The following is a 16,983-nucleotide window of genomic DNA, read 5'->3' as shown; positions in this document are numbered from 1 at the left end:
TAATGATATAAGCACTACACTCATAAATTCTAATGGCTCTCTATCCTTTTACCTGCAAGATTAAAGTCAAAAAATAATCTCATCCAAAAAACAATTTAACCTAATGAGTTGAACTAAAAAGAGCCTCGTCTTTTAGGACTGAGGCTCTTTTACGAGAACACTATATGAAAATGAAAAAATTTACTTTCTGAATTATTACATGATAAATGTATAAGGACTTCAATAGCAATTAAAAGAAATGATGTGTAACACAACTAAAATGTAGTGAAGTAAGAGAACTATGTAATCAAAGTAAAACTAAACGGCTATTTTACGTAGTGCATTAACTAAATAATCAATATCACTCTTTGTAATATAAATAGCGAAAGAAAGCCTTAAAGCGTTTAAACCATGGCTACTCATAGGTCTACAGTCAATACCGTAATCATCCCAAAGTTCTTGTTTTGCAGTATTTACACTCTTTCCTCGTATCTCAACCACCTGAATCGCAGCTGAAAGTTCATCTAAACCAGGACTCTTTATTGCAAATCTTGAGTCGTCCTCAATTTTAGAGCGAAAGTACTGTTTCAATTCAAACGTACGTTGGTGTATTTGCTTTGATCCAATGGTATTGTGAAAATCTACAGCGGCACCCAACCCCAGTACTTCAGGTAAGTTCCTAGTATTGTAATTTTCTAAACGCCGAATGCTTTTATCAGTATGCCCCCTGGCTACCATCAAAGGCTTCAAATACTTTTGACTATCCTTTTTTGCATAAAACACCCCAATACCCTTTGGTGAGAATAACCATTTATGAGCACTTGCCGTATAATAATCACAACCTAAATCATTTAAATCAATGGTAAACATTCCTGCTGTTTGTGCCCCATCAACAGCTACCAAAATATCTTTTTCATGTGCCATTTTAGAAACTTCTTTTACAGGTAGTAGCATACCATTTGTATTTACAATATGGCACATTGAAATTACTTTAGTTTTTGATGTTATAGCTTTTTCATAGACATCAACTAAATCGGCAACACTTTCAGGAAGTATGGGCAACTCTGGCCGTACTATCTTAATTCCTTTAGTTTCTTGCCAAACCTCCCACGGAATACGACCGCTAGAATGTTCGTGATTCGCTAGAATAACTTCATCCCCGGGTTGTAAATCAAAACTACGTGCAATAAGGTTCATACCTTCCGTGGTATTATGAATCAATGCAATCTCTTCGGTAGTGACTGAAAATAGATTGGCGACCTTTTGTCTTACTTCTTCTTTCTCTTCTCTCCAACCGCCCCACATATATTTCGAAGGAAAACCATCTAGCAAATTTCTAAACTGATTTGTTGCTTGTTGAATATGAGTGGATGATGCTCCAAGTGAAGCATTATTAAAATAATGCAATCCTTCAAGAAGTTGAAATTGAGATTTAACCAAATGCCAATAGTCTTCATTGTTGGCAAATGCATCTAATCCTGTGGAGTTCCAATCTGCAGTTAAATTACTCCCAAAGACTGGTAAGGCAATAGCACCTAAACTTCCTTGACCTAAACGGGTTAAGAACTTTCTTCTTGAATCATTACTCATTTTCTATGGATTTTTCAGGATTTGAATCCTTATAAAAATACATTAGAAAAGAGGAATTGAAGAATTGATTATTTAAAAGCCTGATGTCCGGTAATATCAGCACCTGTTATCAAGAGGTGAATGTCATGTGTTCCTTCATAGGTAATAACACTTTCTAAATTCATCATATGGCGCATGATACTATATTCACCTGTTATACCCATTCCGCCAAGCATTTGTCTAGCCTCACGAGCAATTTTTATAGCCATATCAACATTATTACGTTTTGCCATAGAAATTTGAGCAGTTGTTGCTCGCCCTTCATTTTTTAATTGACCTAAACGAAAGGCTAATAATTGTGCTTTTGTTATTTCGGTTATCATTTCAGCTAACTTTTTTTGTTGCAATTGAAATGCCGCAATCGGCTTACCGAATTGGATGCGCTCTTTGGCATAACGCAAAGCAGTATCATAGCAATCCATAGCAGCACCTATTGCGCCCCACGCAATCCCATATCGAGCAGAATCTAAACAACCCAATGGAGCCCCTAAACCAGATTTGTTCGGTAATAAATTCTCCTTTGGAACTTTGACATCAGAAAAAATTAGCTCTCCCGTGGCCGAAGCTCTTAAGGACCATTTGTTATGTGTTTCTGGAGTAGAAAAACCTTTCATTCCTCTTTCTACAATGAGACCATGGATTCTACCTTCTTCATTTTTAGCCCAAACCACAGCAACATCTGCAAAAGGAGAATTTGATATCCATAGCTTAGCCCCGTTCAACAAATAATGGTCACCCATATCTTTATACTTGGTTTCCATGCCACCAGGGTTAGAGCCATGATTAGGCTCCGTCAAACCAAAACATCCCATCCATTCTCCAGAAGCTAATTTGGGTAAGTATTTTTTTCGTTGCTCTTCAGTTCCATAGGTGAAAATTGGATACATCACCAAAGAAGACTGAACGGAAGCTGTTGAACGAACACCACTATCGCCACGTTCAATTTCTTGCATAATAAGGCCATAACTTATTTGATCCAAACCGGCACCACCATAGGCTTCGGGAATATAAGGTCCGAAAGCACCTATTTCTGCCAAGCCACCAATAATTTGATTCGGAAATTCTGCTCGCTGGGCGTAATCTTCAATTATTGGAGAAACATCTCTCTTCACCCATTGACGCGCAGCATCACGAACCAATAAGTGTTCTTCAGAAAGTAAATCATCTAAATTGTAATAGTCAGGAGCTTCAAATAAATCAGGCTTCATGCAAAATAATTTTAATCAAAGGTACTAAGCAAATGTAACATTTCACACGCATAATGTTACATTTTTAAGTAGAAGTCCTTCGTAAGTTCTTGATAGTCCAACGTGTATTCATGACGGTTTATTTCAATCACCAATTCCTTTTCTTGTGGAATGGTTTGAGTAAATGAAAATTGAATAAGACTTCTTTTAATAACCGAGGTAGCCGTTCCTTTTACTCGGGTTATTTGGCAGACAAATAAACCTATTTCTTGCGCCAAACTTATGAATCTGTCTTCTTCTTTATAAGGAATTATGGTTGCAAATTCACCTTCTTTTGAAAGCAGCTTTGAAACCCCGTTAATCAATTCATCAAATGGTAATGAAAGTTCTTGCCTGGCAATATCTCTTGCCATGTCACCACTAGTTACGACCTCTGAATAAAATGGTGGATTAGAAACAATCAAGTCGTATTCGTCCTCCATTTCTTCAACTAATTCGTGTAAACTGGCATGGTAACAAAATAATCGGTCACCCCATGCTGAGGCTTCAAAATTTTCAACACATTGCTCATATGAATCTTCATCCAATTCAATCGCATCTATAGTCTCCGCAATTGCACGTTGGGCAAGCTGCAAAGCAATTAGGCCAGAACCCGCTCCTATGTCTAAAATAGAGTTAGGCTCCTTATCCAATGAAACCCAAGCACCTAGCAAGACCCCATCGGTTCCCACTTTCATGGCACATTTATCTTGATTGATTGTAAATTGTTTGAATTTAAAAGGCTTGTTCAATTTTTATATACTGTTACATAGAGCGAAGTCTCTAGAACCATATGGTCAGGTTAATCTCGCATCAGATTGAGGTTACTAAATTAAAACTATTTCATTCTTTTAGCTGGCCCGCTAGCCGCGTTTCTGAACCTTCCAGTTCTAATAATGCATCCCCTAGCTGTGAGCGCATATCATTTGCTAATAATTTTATTTTGGCAACTACTTCGGGTTTTTCTAATGCAAGATTTTTGGTCTCACTAATATCATTTTCTAAATCGTACAATTCAATTTCCTTTATTCCAATTATTTTATATTCCCCCGGCAGACCGTCCTTTCCCGGTTCTTGTCCCCTCATGGTACGATAGCTATGCGGAAAATATAGTTTCCATTTTCCATAACGTACCCCATGTAGTTCATTCTTTTTATAATAGAAAAAATAAACGTCTTGAGGGCTTTTTTCGGTTTCACCCTTAAACAATCTCCAGGCACTTTTGCCATCAATTTCGTTTATCGGAAGATCAGCCCCTACCATTTCTGCAAGTGTTGGTTGAATATCAATAGCCATTAGTGGTGTCTTTAGCGTAGTGCCGCTGGGAATTTTTCCAGGAAAATGAGCAATGAAAGGCTCTCTTTGCCCTCCTTCCCAAGCAGTACCTTTACCTTCGCGCAATGGTTCAGCACTTCCTGAATGATTGCCATAAGCCAACCAAGGACCATTATCAGATGTGAAAATAACCAAGGTATTATCGTCGATATGAGCATCTTTTAACGTCTTCATAATTTGACCGACTGACCAATCAATTTCCATTATAACATCGCCGTAAAGGCCGCGTTCTGATCTACCTTTAAATTTATCTGAAACAAATAAAGGTACGTGTGGCTGTGGATGTGGAACATACAGAAAAAATGGCTTATCCTTATTACGCTTTATAAATTCAACGCTCTTTTGAGTTATTTGGGTGGTTAGATTGCTTTGATCCGTCAAAGTATCTATAACGACTTCATTTTCATATAATGGCAACGGGTCAAAATCAAAAATAGGTCCCTGCTGGGGGTGATTAGGCCACATATCATTAGAATATGGAATACCGAAAAATTCATCAAAACCATGATTCAAAGGCATATAATCAGGATGGTCGCCTAAATGCCATTTTCCAAAAATACCGGTGGCATACCCTTTTTGTTGGAGCATTTCTGCGATAGTAACTTCTTGATGGGCAAGCCCAATTTTTGCATTTGGCATCAATGCACCATGAATACCTATTCTATTAGGGTAACAACCCGTTAAAATTGCTGCTCTTGAGGCTGAACAAACTGCCTGGGCGGCATAAAAGTTAGTTAATTTAAGCCCCTCAGAAGCCATTTTATCTAAATGTGGAGTTCTAATATTTGGTGAACCGAAAACACCAAGATCTTGGTATCCTTGGTCATCAGTAAAAATCAAAACAATATTAGGTAAGCTATCTGATTTCGGTATTTTGTTGATTCTCTTTTGGCAAGAAATCAACAAAGTAAATACAAGAAGAAAAATACTCCGGTACATTTATGAAGGCCAAGGTTGCCCCTAAATGTAGTATTTAAACTTTAATTTCTAGAATAAATACAAATCTACTAAACCTTCGGGAGTAGACACATGAACGGTTTTAGATGCTCTATCTACCTTGGTTACAATTTCATCAGTAACGGGAATGAGCAACTCTTTATCTCCTTTTTTTGCTTCAAAAAGCACTTGAGAAGAAGAATCGTTAATAGCTTCAATTATGCCTATATCACCATGTACAGCATCGAGTAAAGTGAAACCAATAACTTCATGATAATAAAATTTATCACCCGTTAACGGCGGAAGTAAACTTAGAGGAAGGTACAGTTCTGCTCCTATGATTCTATTAGCAGTAGCCTCGTCTTTGACTTCTTCAAAATCAATACGTAGTAATGCTGATTTATGAAGTCGACATCTATCAATAAAAAATGGAACCAGATTGTTTCCTATTGAAACCAATACTGATTCCATGTTTTCGTATAAATCAGGTTCATCGGCATCAATTTTTGCTAACACCTCCCCTTTAAAACTATATTTTGAAACAACTTTGCCTAGGTAGAAACAATCTTCCTTGCGCATCGTTTAAAAAATTACTCTTTTGGAGCTTCTTCTTCGGTTGCCTCTGGTGCAGCTTCTTCAGTCTTCGCTTCAGCAGCAGGTGCTTCTTCTTTAACTTCTTCAACAACCTCAGCAACTTCTTCTTTTACCTCTTCAACAGCTTCTGTTGTTTCAGCCGCAGCTTCCTCTACTACAGGTGCGCTTTCTTCAACAACTTCCTCTGCCTCTTCAACCTCTGGTAAAGCAGCAGCGGCACGTTTATCACTAAATTCTTTCTCAGCCTCTAGTGCCTTAGCTTTAGCAGCAGCTTCTTCATTGCTTAAACCATCTTTTTTGGCTTGAACAGCAGCTTCTTTTTCAGAAACCCAAGCGTTAAATTTTTCTTCAGCTTGCTCTTCAGTTAAAGCTCCTTTTCTAACACCACCTAATAAATGATGTTTTAACAAAACACCTTTATAAGAAAGTATAGCTCTCGCAGTATCTGTAGGTTGTGCACCATTGTTTAACCATTGTACAGAACCGTCAATATTCAATTCGATCGTTGCAGGGTTGGTATTAGGGTTGTAGATTCCTAATTTCTCTAAGAATTTACCATCTCTTTTTGAACGTGCGTCAGCCGCAACAATCCAATAAAATGGTTTTCCTTTTTTACCGTGTCTTTGTAATCTAATTTTTACTGGCATATCACATTAATTTGTAGGGTGCCCGACCCTTGTTATTAATTCTTTTTTTCGCTTTAACTATTAAGCGGGTGCAAAAATACATTAAAATAGCAGTTTTACAATAAATATTTCGCACTTTTTATTGGTTAATAACTACTTACAATTAGTTTTTATCAAAATAGCTCTTTTAGGTATTTTTATTCTTTACTTTTTAATTGGTTTACGCCCTTGGACACTGCTCAAGGTAAAAGCCCAAATTGACAGAATTTAATATATGTACCTAATCTTTGATACTGAAACTACTGGACTTCCAAAGCGTTGGAATGCACCAATTAGTGATACAGACAACTGGCCACGTTGTATTCAAATTGCTTGGCAATTGCATGACGATATGGGCAACCTGTTAGACCATCAAGATTACTTGGTAAAACCTGACGGATTTAATATTCCATATGAAGCCGAACAAATTCATGGTATTTCGACCGCTTTAGCCGAACAAAATGGTATTCCACTTGCCGAAGTTTTAGACAAATTCAATAAGGCCATGAGCCGAACAAAATTTGTTGTTGGTCAGAATGTGGGGTTTGACGTTAATATCATGGGAGCTGAGTTTTATAGGCTTAGTGTCGAAAATCCGCTTCAAGAGTTACCAGTTTTAGATACATGTACCGAGCACACGGCTCAACTTTGTCAAATACCAGGTGGTAGAGGGGGTAAATTTAAACTACCTACACTAACAGAGCTTCATGAGTTTCTTTTTAAAAAACCATTTGCAGAAGCACATAATGCCACTGCGGATGTAGAGGCAACAACACGTTGTTTTCTTGAACTCATTCGCAAACGACAATACACCCAAGAACAACTTGATGTTCAGCCGGATTACTTCAAAAATTTCTCTGAAGCCAATCCTCAAGAAATTGAATTAATAGGGTTAAAACACATCAACCTAAAAAAAGCTTCAAAGAAAATAGCTGATGCGCTTTGGGAAACAGCTACAGTTGGCGTATCAGAAGAAGAACTGAATGAAAATATTGCTCATCTAGAAGACGCACCCTTTGCACATCTTCACAACCATTCTCAGTTTTCGGTATTACAATCTACTATCAATATAAAAGCTTTAGTTCAAGCCGCTGCCGAAAATAAAATGCCTGCAGTAGCCCTGACCGATCATGCAAATATGATGGGTGCTTTCCACTTTGTAAAAGAAGTAAAAGCCCATAATAAAGCCGTTCAAACACAAAATGAAGAAGCAAAAGAAAAAGGTGAAGAAGCGAATGCGCAAGAGATAAAGCCCATTATAGGTTGTGAATTTTTTGTTTGTGAAGACCACACCAATAAAAATGTCAAAGACTACGGTTATCAGATTGTACTCTTGGCCAAAAACAAAAACGGCTATCACAATTTGGCTAAAATGTCATCTATCGCCTATACCGACGGTTTTTATTATGTGCCGCGAATCGACAAAAAAGTAATTGAACAATACAAAGAAGATATCATAGTGCTAACTGGTAACCTATACGGTGAAGTACCAGGTAAAATTTTAAATGTTGGTGAGAATCAGGCTGAAGATGCACTTCTTTGGTGGAAACAACAGTTTGGTGACGATTTATATATCGAACTGATGCGCCATGGTCAAGAAGATGAGGATCGCGTAAATAAAGTGCTTTTAGAATTTTCTAAAGAACATAAAGTAAAAATCATAGCCAGTAATAACACCTATTACTGTGCCAAGGAGGATGCTGATGCTCACGATATTTTACTTTGTGTTAAGGATGGTGAAAAACAAACCACACCTATAGGTAGAGGACGTGGGTATCGTTATGGTTTACCCAATCAAGAGTATTATTTCAAGTCTCAAGATGAGATGAAAGCCTTATTTAAAGATGCTCCAGAAGCAATTTTAAATATTGAAGAACTCATTAAAAAAGTGGAGCCTTTTGAACTAGCAAGAGATGTACTACTTCCAAAATTCGATATTCCTGAAGACTTTAAAGTAGCCGAAGATGCTGTTGATGGAGGAAACCGAGGAGAGAATGCCTATTTACGACATATTACCTACGAAGGCGCCAAAAAAAGATATCAAGAGATTACGCCAGAGATTGAAGAAAGAATTGACTTCGAATTAGAAACGATTAAAAATTCCGGATATCCAGGATACTTCTTAATCACCGAAGATTTTATCAGAGAGGCTCGTAATATGGATGTTTCGGTGGGGCCCGGTCGAGGTTCTGCCGCTGGATCCGTGGTAGCTTATTGTTTGACCATTACCAATATTGACCCTCTTAAGTACGATCTGCTTTTTGAGCGATTTCTGAATCCTGATAGGGTATCCATGCCTGATATAGATATTGACTTTGATGATGAAGGTCGTGGTCGTGTAATGGATTATGTTATCAATAAGTATGGTGCTAATCAAGTTGCTCAAATCATCACTTATGGCACCATGGCAGCCAAGTCATCTATTAGAGATACCGCACGTGTACTAGATTTGCCATTGGGTGATGCCGACCGCATTGCCAAGCTGATACCCACCATGTCTAAACTAGGCAAAATCTTTGGAAAGTCAGATGCTGAGTTAAAGAAGAAATTTCGTGCGGATGATTTAGAAAAAGTGCACCAGTTATTAAACATAGCTGAGGGTGATGACCTTGAAGGACAAACCTTAAAAATGGCCCGAACTCTAGAAGGGTCGGTTCGCAATACAGGTATTCACGCTTGTGGGGTAATTATCACCCCTGATGATATCACCAATTTTGTTCCCGTTGCAACAGCGAAAGATTCCGATTTATATGTCACTCAATTTGACAACTCTGTTGTTGAGAGTGCCGGCCTGTTAAAGATGGATTTTTTAGGATTAAAAACCTTAACCCTAATAAAGGATACTGTCAAAATCGTGAAGGCAAAACATGGTATTGAATTGGTGCCCGATGATTTTCCGCTTGATGATGAAAAAACCTATGAGCTTTTTCAAAGAGGAGATACCGTTGGTATATTTCAATACGAATCACCAGGAATGCAAAAACACATGAAGGATTTAAAACCTTCAGTTTTTGATGACCTTATAGCCATGAATGCCTTATACAGGCCTGGACCTATGGAGTATATTCCCGATTTTATTCAGCGGAAAAATGGGATGGCAGAAATCAAATATGACCTTCCAGCGATGGAAGAATATTTGAAAGAGACCTATGGAATTACGGTTTATCAAGAGCAGGTGATGTTACTATCACAAAAACTGGCCGGGTTCTCCAAAGGTGATGCTGATGTCTTGCGTAAGGCTATGGGTAAAAAGATATTTGCCGTACTGCAAAAAATGAAACCCCAATTCTTGGAGGGTGGAATAGCCAACGGACATCCAGAAGAAATTCTTGAAAAAATATGGAAAGACTGGGAAGCCTTTGCAGCTTACGCCTTCAATAAGAGTCACTCTACTTGTTATGCTTACATAGCGTATCAAACTGCCTATTTAAAGGCGCATTACCCAGCGGAGTACATGGCAGCTGTGCTTTCTAATAATATGAACGACATCAAACAGGTGACCTTCTTTATGGAAGAATGTAAACGAATGGGACTTGAGGTTCTTGGTCCAGATGTCAACGAATCATATTACAAATTTGCCGTTAATAAAAAAGGTGCTGTTCGTTTCGGAATGGGTGCTATAAAAGGTGTAGGCCGTTCAGCTGTTGAAACTATTGTCGCGAACAGAAAAGAAGAAGGCAACTTTAATTCTGTTTTTGATTTAGCTAAACGCATTGATTTAAGGGCAGCCAACAAAAAAGCTTTTGAAAATTTAGCCGTTGCTGGAGGGTTCGATTCCTTTGGAACAACCCATAGAGCGCAATATTTTCATACCGAAGGTGATAATGTTACTTTTTTAGAAAAAGTAATTAAATCTGCCGCAAAATATCAAGAGAATAAAAACTCATCACAAATGGACATGTTTGGTGGTATTAGTGAGGCACAAATTCCTGAACCCATCGTACCACCCTGCGAAGAATGGGGCACCATGGAAAAACTCAGACGTGAAAAAGAAGTTGTTGGTATTTACATTTCTGGGCATCCGTTGGATGACTTTAAAACTGAAATTAAAGCCTTTTGCAATGCTGGTATTTCACATTTAAACGAGATAGAAAATTACATAAATCGTGAACTATCTGTGGCCGGTGTTATTACTGATGTTCAGCACCGAATTTCTAAAAACGGAAAGGGTTGGGCTGCCTTTACCATGGAAGATTATACCGATTCTTTTGAATTCAGAATATTTGGAGAAGAATACTTAAAGTTCAGGCATTTTTTAATGATCAATTCATTCGCTTATGTAAAGATTTTCATTAAGGAAGGGTGGACTAATAGAGAAACGGGCAAAAAAGGTGACCCTAGAATGCAGTTTAATAGCTTTATGTTACTACAAGAAGTGATGGAAGCCTATGCGAAAAAATTGACTATCAAGTTAGATATTGCAGCCTTACAAGAAAAGCGCATACACACTTTAAAAGACACCTTAAGGTCTTATCAAGGTAATCATCCATTGAATTTTATAGTTTATGAAATGGAAGAAGAAATTAAATTGAACTTATCTAGCAGAAAGCAAAAAGTACAAATTACAAGTGAGTTATTGCATACCCTTGAAGAGCAAGAGGTTCATTATAAATTAAATTAAAAGACCAAATTCAGTTGCCATAGCAACCGAAAGAAGGCTTGAATAATAGTTTTTAGTAATGCCCTGATAATCAAAACGAATGTTGAGATGGTAAGGAAACAGCTAGATATTTGACTAACTTTGTATAACAGTAAATATAAATAAACATGGCACTAGAAATAACAGATGCAACTTTTGATGAAGTTGTTTTAAAAAGTGATAAACCAGTAGTAGTAGATTTTTGGGCAGCTTGGTGCGGTCCTTGTCGTATGGTTGGCCCTATCATTGATGAAGTAAGTTCAGACTATGATGGTAAAGCTGTGGTCGGCAAAGTTGATGTAGATGCTAATCAAGAATTTGCAGCTAAATATGGAGTAAGAAATATTCCTACGGTTTTAGTATTCAAAAATGGTGAAATCGTAAATAGACAAGTTGGCGTTTCGCCAAAGAAAGTTTATACTGATGCTATTGACGCTTTATTGTAGCGCATCACTATTTTAGTTAAAAATTAGAAAAGGTCTGGTGAAAACCAGACCTTTTTCTTTTATCTTAGGTTCGCAATGGAAATAAAATCAGAGTTAAATAAGGGCCAACTTTTTCAGAATCTTGAATTGCTTTCAAAACAAGTAGTTGAAGGCTTTATTAGCGGTATTCATAAAAGTCCTTTTCATGGTTTTTCTTCAGAATTTGCAGAACATAAAATTTATAATAGTGGTGAAAGCACTAAACATATAGACTGGAAACTTTTTGCTCGTACAGATAAATTATACACCAAACGCTACGAAGAAGAAACCAATCTTCGTTGTCATATGATTCTTGATAATTCGGCGTCTATGTATTATCCTCAAATCAAAAATTTAGCAATAGACAATTTGAACAAAATAGGGTTTGCTGTTCTTGCCATTGGCGCTATTATGAATTTACTTAAAAAGCAGCGCGATGCGGTAGGTTTAAGCATTTACTCAGACACTTATGACTTTTACGTAAATGAAAAAAGTAGTGAACGCCATTTTCAAATGTTATTGAGCAAATTGAATGCTGTAACGACAACGTCAAGCTCATCTACTGAAACTAGAACCTATCATTATTTACATCAGATAGCTGAAAAAATTCATCGTAGAAGTCTCATATTTCTGTTTTCAGATATGTTTCAAACTGAAGTTGAAGAAAAAGAGCTTTTTGAATCTTTACGGCATTTAAAATACAACAAACATGAGGTAGTTCTTTTTCATCTAACAGATGCAAAACACGAATTAGCTTTTGACTATGATAATACTCCAAAACGATTTGTTGATGTGGAAACAGGCAAGCACATTGACCTATATGCTGATAGTATCAAAGAAGCCTACCAAAAGAAGTTGAAGAGCTACCTAAGCGATTTAAAGTTGAAATGCTCACAATACAAAATAAAGTATGTTGAAGTAGATGTACGTTCCAATTTTTCGAACGTACTAAATACTTTTATGACCGAGCGACAAAAATTTATTTGAATTAAAAAAATTGTTTGTCGAAACCAAAAAGGAGTGTATATTTGCACTCGCTTTGCAAAAAGCAATTTGAACAAGATTTGAAGCTAACTGTTGTTAGCGTCTTTTAAGATAAAATCATTGGTCTGGTAGTTCAGTTGGTTAGAATACCTGCCTGTCACGCAGGGGGTCGCGGGTTCGAGTCCCGTCCAGACCGCAAAAGCTCTCAAGAAATTGGGAGCTTTTTTGGTTTTATCATACAAAAAGTGGGCTATTAACAAAGATACTAATCGATAATTTTAAACCCATTTCAGTAAAATATTTAGGCAAAATTAAATTCAAAGAAACCATAACTATAAAACAATCAATACTCAAAATTGAAATCTAACGAATGGTTAGTTAAGTTTAATTGGACCAAAACATATGTTAGAATTCGTATACTATTTTTTAATTTAAAGCAGTAGTAGTATTTCTTTTTCAATTCATCGATAAATACAAGAAAGCTAAATCAAAAAATTGTAATTTGTTTTATTAATGTACCTCCAATCATTAACCATTTGATTAACTAAGTTTTTGAGAAACTTTTTTATTATTTCATGCTGTTTACTTTCTTTAATCATTTTTCCGGTTAGAGGACAGGCTCAGAATATCTCTATTACTAATAAAATTGAAGATATTCTTATTAAAAAAGATTCGTCTTTTGTAAAACATGTGAATGTCACATTTAATAAAAGTGATGAATTAATTTTATACCCAATTTTTTATGATAGTGAACTCGAGAAAATATTGGATATTAAGGTTTATGTCAAAAAAGGCAAACATTTTAAGCCTTTAAAAAATCAAGTAATCACAGAAGAAGATGTAGAACTTGAATATATCGCTAGTAAAAAAGTGAAAACAGTTGTGATACCTGCTGGAGCAGACGCCAAAGTTTCATTTACTGTTGTTTGTAGCGAGCTAATGTATTTCGCCGATTTACGTTTTTTTTCAAATAATTTAATCGACACATTAAAGTATAAGATAACAGTCCCCGACACATTCAAATTCACTTATAATATCATTCATAAAGATTCACTGAAATATGTAAGGGTTGATTCTATTAAGACAGCTAATACCACCAAATGGAATATAAATGTTATTCCTGAAAAAGTAGAGCCTGATATCTTAACATTATTTGGACTTTACAGAAACAAGAGAGCGCCTTTGATGAGAACTATCGTAGTTCCTAAATCTCACAAAGGCAGCGAAAAGAGATATATGAATGATTGGTATTTACAAAAAGTACAAAGTAAAAGAGGACTTAACTCAGAAGTAATTCAAAAGATTAACGAACTAACCAAAAATGAATCCAGACCTAACCAAATCCTTGAAATATTGTATGATTATGTAAAAAATAATTTTAAGTATGTAGCTATTGAAATAGGAATGGGGGCCTTTATCCCCACACATGCAAATGAGGTTTTTTCTAACAAAGAAGGTGATTGCAAGGATTTATCTAATTTTCTTTCGGAAGCATTAAACTTTAAAGGAATAAACAGTGATATTGCACTTGCAGCTACGTATGATCATATTAGCGATTGTGATTTCCCTTCGTTGAGTTCTGCGAATCATGTTGTTTGTATAGCTTATATAGATGGTATCCCTCTTATTTTAGATCCGACGGACCCTATTCATTCACCCAAAACCCCTGTTCAAAGTATTCAAAATCGTTCTTTATTAATAATTAATAAAAATGGTGGAGATTGGCATAAAGTTAAAGGATTTAGCTCTCAACAAAACTTAATTGAATACCATATAGATTTAGAAGAAAATTCAGATCACACGTCAATGTTAGGTAAATTTCAAGCTATGTATTTTGGGATTTCAGGTAATTTTATACGACGTGAATTCATCCGTTTGGATGAGGATAAGGTCAATACTTTATTAAAAAAACATTATAAGACGGTTTTGAATAACCAATCAATTGAAGAATTTAAGATTGAACCTAAAAACAGAGTAATAGACGCAAAGGGTAACTTATCTATAAAAGGAAAGATAATTAATGATATAAACACTCGAATTCTGTTTCTTGATTTTTTACCGCGACCCTTTGAGACACTGACACGAAATGAGCTGTTAATAGGGACTCATTTAGGCAGTAATTTAAGTAAAAAAGTACACTCAACTATTAAAATGAAAAATGAAATACGATCTTTTAAACCAATCGAGCACTTATTTTCAGAAGAAGGTGTATCCCTACTATTTAAAATATCAAATCCAAGTGAATCTGTAATTACTGTCGATTACGAGTTTTCATGCAATTACGTTTCTGTGAATAAAGAGAATATTCAAAAAATAAATAATATTTTAACCTCCTTTAAAAAGGTAATAAATGACCCAATTATTCTCAATAAAAAATATTGAAAAACATATTGTTTTCTGCATATTATTTGCAATATCAACCGGTGTTTTAGCTAACGATAGTATTCCCAAATCAGACTTTCTTGAATATTGTAAAAAATCTGATGCATATCTGAAGTTTTCTTATACTGATATAACCTATAGAAAAGTCTGGGGCAGTTATAGAAAGTATGTCACGGTTAATAATAAATTGGTCGTGAACAATAGAGCTGGTGTAGATAAATTTGCTTACCTAAACTTATCAGAATATGTTAGCAACAACATTTATGAGATTGATGTTAAAACCTTAAAATCTGATGGGTCCGTTGTCGAATTAGATTCTAGTAAAGTTTTTCAAATAAAGACCAATAATAAGAAATTCGGGCCTATTAATTACCCCATCCCAGGGGTTGAACCTGGTGATACTATTGAAACCAATTTCACCTATACTAAATATACTAAGACACATCAAATGATGGATTTCGTGAATCTATATTCAAGTGTTCCAAGTTTGAACACGGAATACTCAATTAAGTCGAATCCAGAACTTGACATAAGGTATAAGAGGTACAACAATTTTCCTAAACCTCAGGTGGTATCAAATGATACGTTACTTTATTGTGTGTTTAAAATGGAAAAAATAAAAGGATTGGAAGAAAATGAAAATACCTGTATTCCTTGCGAGTTACCTTATCTGTATTACTCAATGGAAAAAAAGGATAGCGAACTAATAAGTTGGAAAGATATATACAATCAAGAATTTAATTTCATTACGCAACCTATTTCTTTGGATAATAAAAATGCTTCTTTTTATAATAGGTGGAAAAAAGGTCTAATTAATCAAGCCAAGGATAGCAGTAAATACTACAAATTCAAACTTTTGCATAATGATATTATGACTAATATGCGAATGGAATTGGCTGAAGAGGATGAATTATTGAAATCTAGCGGTTATTTCCTTAAGGAAAAAAGATTTAATCCACAGAGCATTCGAAGATTATTTAGGCAAATCTTAGAAGATTTAGAAATTAACTATTGGGCTGTATTTGCCAGAAGTAAAAGGGCTGGGAAGATTGACCCCCATTATATAAGAAAAGGCGAGTACGATCATATATTTTTTGCATATACCGATGACAAAGGTATCATGAACTTGCTTTATCCTCATGAGGCTTTTTACAAATACCATATCAACGAAATTCCTACGTCACTTTATAACACCGATGCCCTTATTGTAAGGCCATATTTTACAGAAAAAATCAAAAAGAAGGACAAGTTTATTGGATATGACCTTGAACTAGCTCAAACAGATTCAGTTACCGTTAATATGGTCAAACTACCCGCAGCAAACTCAAGCCATAATTATGTGAAACAGGTATTTTATAGTAGTGTAGAAATGCAAGAGGAGAAGATACCTTTAAAGTATAGGTTTTCTGTATCTGGAGGACTCTACACGGAATTGAAAAGTTTTTTTGAATTGTTATCTCAAGACAAAGATGCGAGCGATTTTTATGATGCTTTAAACGAGTTTGAAGGTGATGAAAATCTGATAGAGATTGATACAATTACTAGTGCTTCATTTAAAGAGGTTAAACCTTTTCGCTATACAATGAATGCGGAAGGTTCTCTAAACGGTATAGTATCTTTTCTAAATAATAAGATGGCTATTATTTCCTTGGACAAGTTATTGCAACATAATACAATTGAAAGTAATGAAACTGCTTCAAAACTTAATTATTATCTTGATTATAGTTATTCAGATGACATAATAGCCATATTTAAATTTCCATTTAGGGTTGAAATACTAGATACTGATAGTTATAATATTGATGTTAATAATGAATACGGAGAGTATTTTTTTAATTTAAAATTAGTAGGAGATAATGAAGTTACACTTCAATCCAACTATAAAATCATTAAAGAAATGATTCCAAAAAATAAATATAATCTGCTGAAAAAAATGAATCAATTATTACAGGAGATTAGAAATAGGCGTATTATCGTAAAAATGAAAGACCAATAATTTACGATTAATTTTTAGGTTAAACTAACGTTCTTTTAAAGGTAAAGCTCCACAAAAGATTCTCCAAGGCGCCTTTATATTTATAAAAATTCATTGAATCATTATCATGAAATTCTCAATATTAAAAATAAAAGAATCAAAATATTAGTTCAGT

11 protein-coding genes and 1 tRNA gene are annotated in these 16,983 nt (G+C 35.3%); 6 read left to right on the top strand and 6 right to left on the bottom strand.

Annotated elements, in window-relative coordinates; genetic code table 11:
* Nucleotides 1–297 precede the first annotated feature (297 nt).
* The 6 genes from RM520_RS04560 to RM520_RS04535 form a co-directional block, all read right to left on the bottom strand.
* A complete protein-coding gene (locus RM520_RS04560; protein WP_311387133.1) occupies nucleotides 298–1,569 on the bottom strand; it encodes an aminotransferase class V-fold PLP-dependent enzyme in 1,272 nt (423 codons plus the stop codon).
* 68 nt (nucleotides 1,570–1,637) lie between these two features.
* A complete protein-coding gene (locus tag RM520_RS04555; RefSeq protein ID WP_311387132.1) occupies nucleotides 1,638–2,816 on the bottom strand; it encodes an acyl-CoA dehydrogenase family protein in 1,179 nt (392 codons plus the stop codon).
* A gap of 56 nt (nucleotides 2,817–2,872) precedes the next feature.
* Nucleotides 2,873–3,532 carry a tRNA1(Val) (adenine(37)-N6)-methyltransferase gene (locus tag RM520_RS04550; RefSeq protein ID WP_311387131.1) on the bottom strand — a complete coding sequence of 220 codons (660 nt, stop codon included), beginning with the start codon at nucleotides 3,530–3,532 and terminating at the stop codon, nucleotides 2,873–2,875.
* A 145-nt stretch (nucleotides 3,533–3,677) separates the two neighbouring features.
* A complete protein-coding gene (locus RM520_RS04545; RefSeq protein WP_311387130.1) occupies nucleotides 3,678–5,009 on the bottom strand; it encodes a sulfatase family protein in 1,332 nt (443 codons plus the stop codon).
* 147 nt (nucleotides 5,010–5,156) lie between these two features.
* Nucleotides 5,157–5,684: a ribosome maturation factor RimM gene (gene rimM, locus RM520_RS04540; RefSeq protein WP_311387129.1), complete on the bottom strand. Its 528-nt coding sequence runs from the start codon at nucleotides 5,682–5,684 to the stop codon at nucleotides 5,157–5,159.
* A gap of 11 nt (nucleotides 5,685–5,695) precedes the next feature.
* Nucleotides 5,696–6,346 (bottom strand): 30S ribosomal protein S16, encoded by a 651-nt coding sequence (locus tag RM520_RS04535; protein WP_311384514.1) that lies wholly within the window; start codon nucleotides 6,344–6,346, stop codon nucleotides 5,696–5,698.
* 253 nt (nucleotides 6,347–6,599) lie between these two features.
* Here RM520_RS04535 and dnaE point away from each other — a divergent pair, with 253 nt between their 5' ends.
* The 6 genes from dnaE to RM520_RS04505 all read left to right on the top strand — a co-directional run bounded on the left by dnaE (nucleotide 6,600) and on the right by RM520_RS04505 (nucleotide 16,829).
* Nucleotides 6,600–10,985 carry a DNA polymerase III subunit alpha gene (gene dnaE / locus RM520_RS04530; RefSeq protein WP_311387128.1) on the top strand — a complete coding sequence of 1,462 codons (4,386 nt, stop codon included), beginning with the start codon at nucleotides 6,600–6,602 and terminating at the stop codon, nucleotides 10,983–10,985.
* 146 nt (nucleotides 10,986–11,131) lie between these two features.
* Nucleotides 11,132–11,449 carry a thioredoxin gene (trxA, locus tag RM520_RS04525; protein ID WP_311384512.1) on the top strand — a complete coding sequence of 106 codons (318 nt, stop codon included), beginning with the start codon at nucleotides 11,132–11,134 and terminating at the stop codon, nucleotides 11,447–11,449.
* Nucleotides 11,450–11,524: 75 nt separating this feature from the next.
* A complete protein-coding gene (locus RM520_RS04520) occupies nucleotides 11,525–12,454 on the top strand; it encodes a DUF58 domain-containing protein (protein WP_311387127.1) in 930 nt (309 codons plus the stop codon).
* A 119-nt stretch (nucleotides 12,455–12,573) separates the two neighbouring features.
* Nucleotides 12,574–12,647 (top strand) — tRNA-Asp (locus RM520_RS04515).
* Between the two features lie 356 nt (nucleotides 12,648–13,003).
* Entirely contained in the window at nucleotides 13,004–14,833 is a 1,830-nt protein-coding gene (locus RM520_RS04510; RefSeq protein WP_311387126.1) for a transglutaminase-like domain-containing protein, read from the top strand.
* On the top strand, nucleotides 14,802–16,829 hold the full coding sequence (locus RM520_RS04505) for a DUF3857 domain-containing protein (RefSeq protein ID WP_311387125.1): 2,028 nt from the start codon (nucleotides 14,802–14,804) through the stop codon (nucleotides 16,827–16,829). Before RM520_RS04510 ends, RM520_RS04505 begins: the two co-directional genes overlap by 32 nt.
* The last annotated feature ends 154 nt before the right edge of the window (nucleotides 16,830–16,983 follow it).

Source organism: Croceitalea vernalis (genome assembly GCF_031846405.1).
In the GTDB taxonomy this organism is placed as follows: Bacteria; Bacteroidota; Bacteroidia; order Flavobacteriales; family Flavobacteriaceae; genus Croceitalea; species Croceitalea vernalis.
This window is presented reverse-complemented; position numbering and strand designations above follow the sequence as displayed.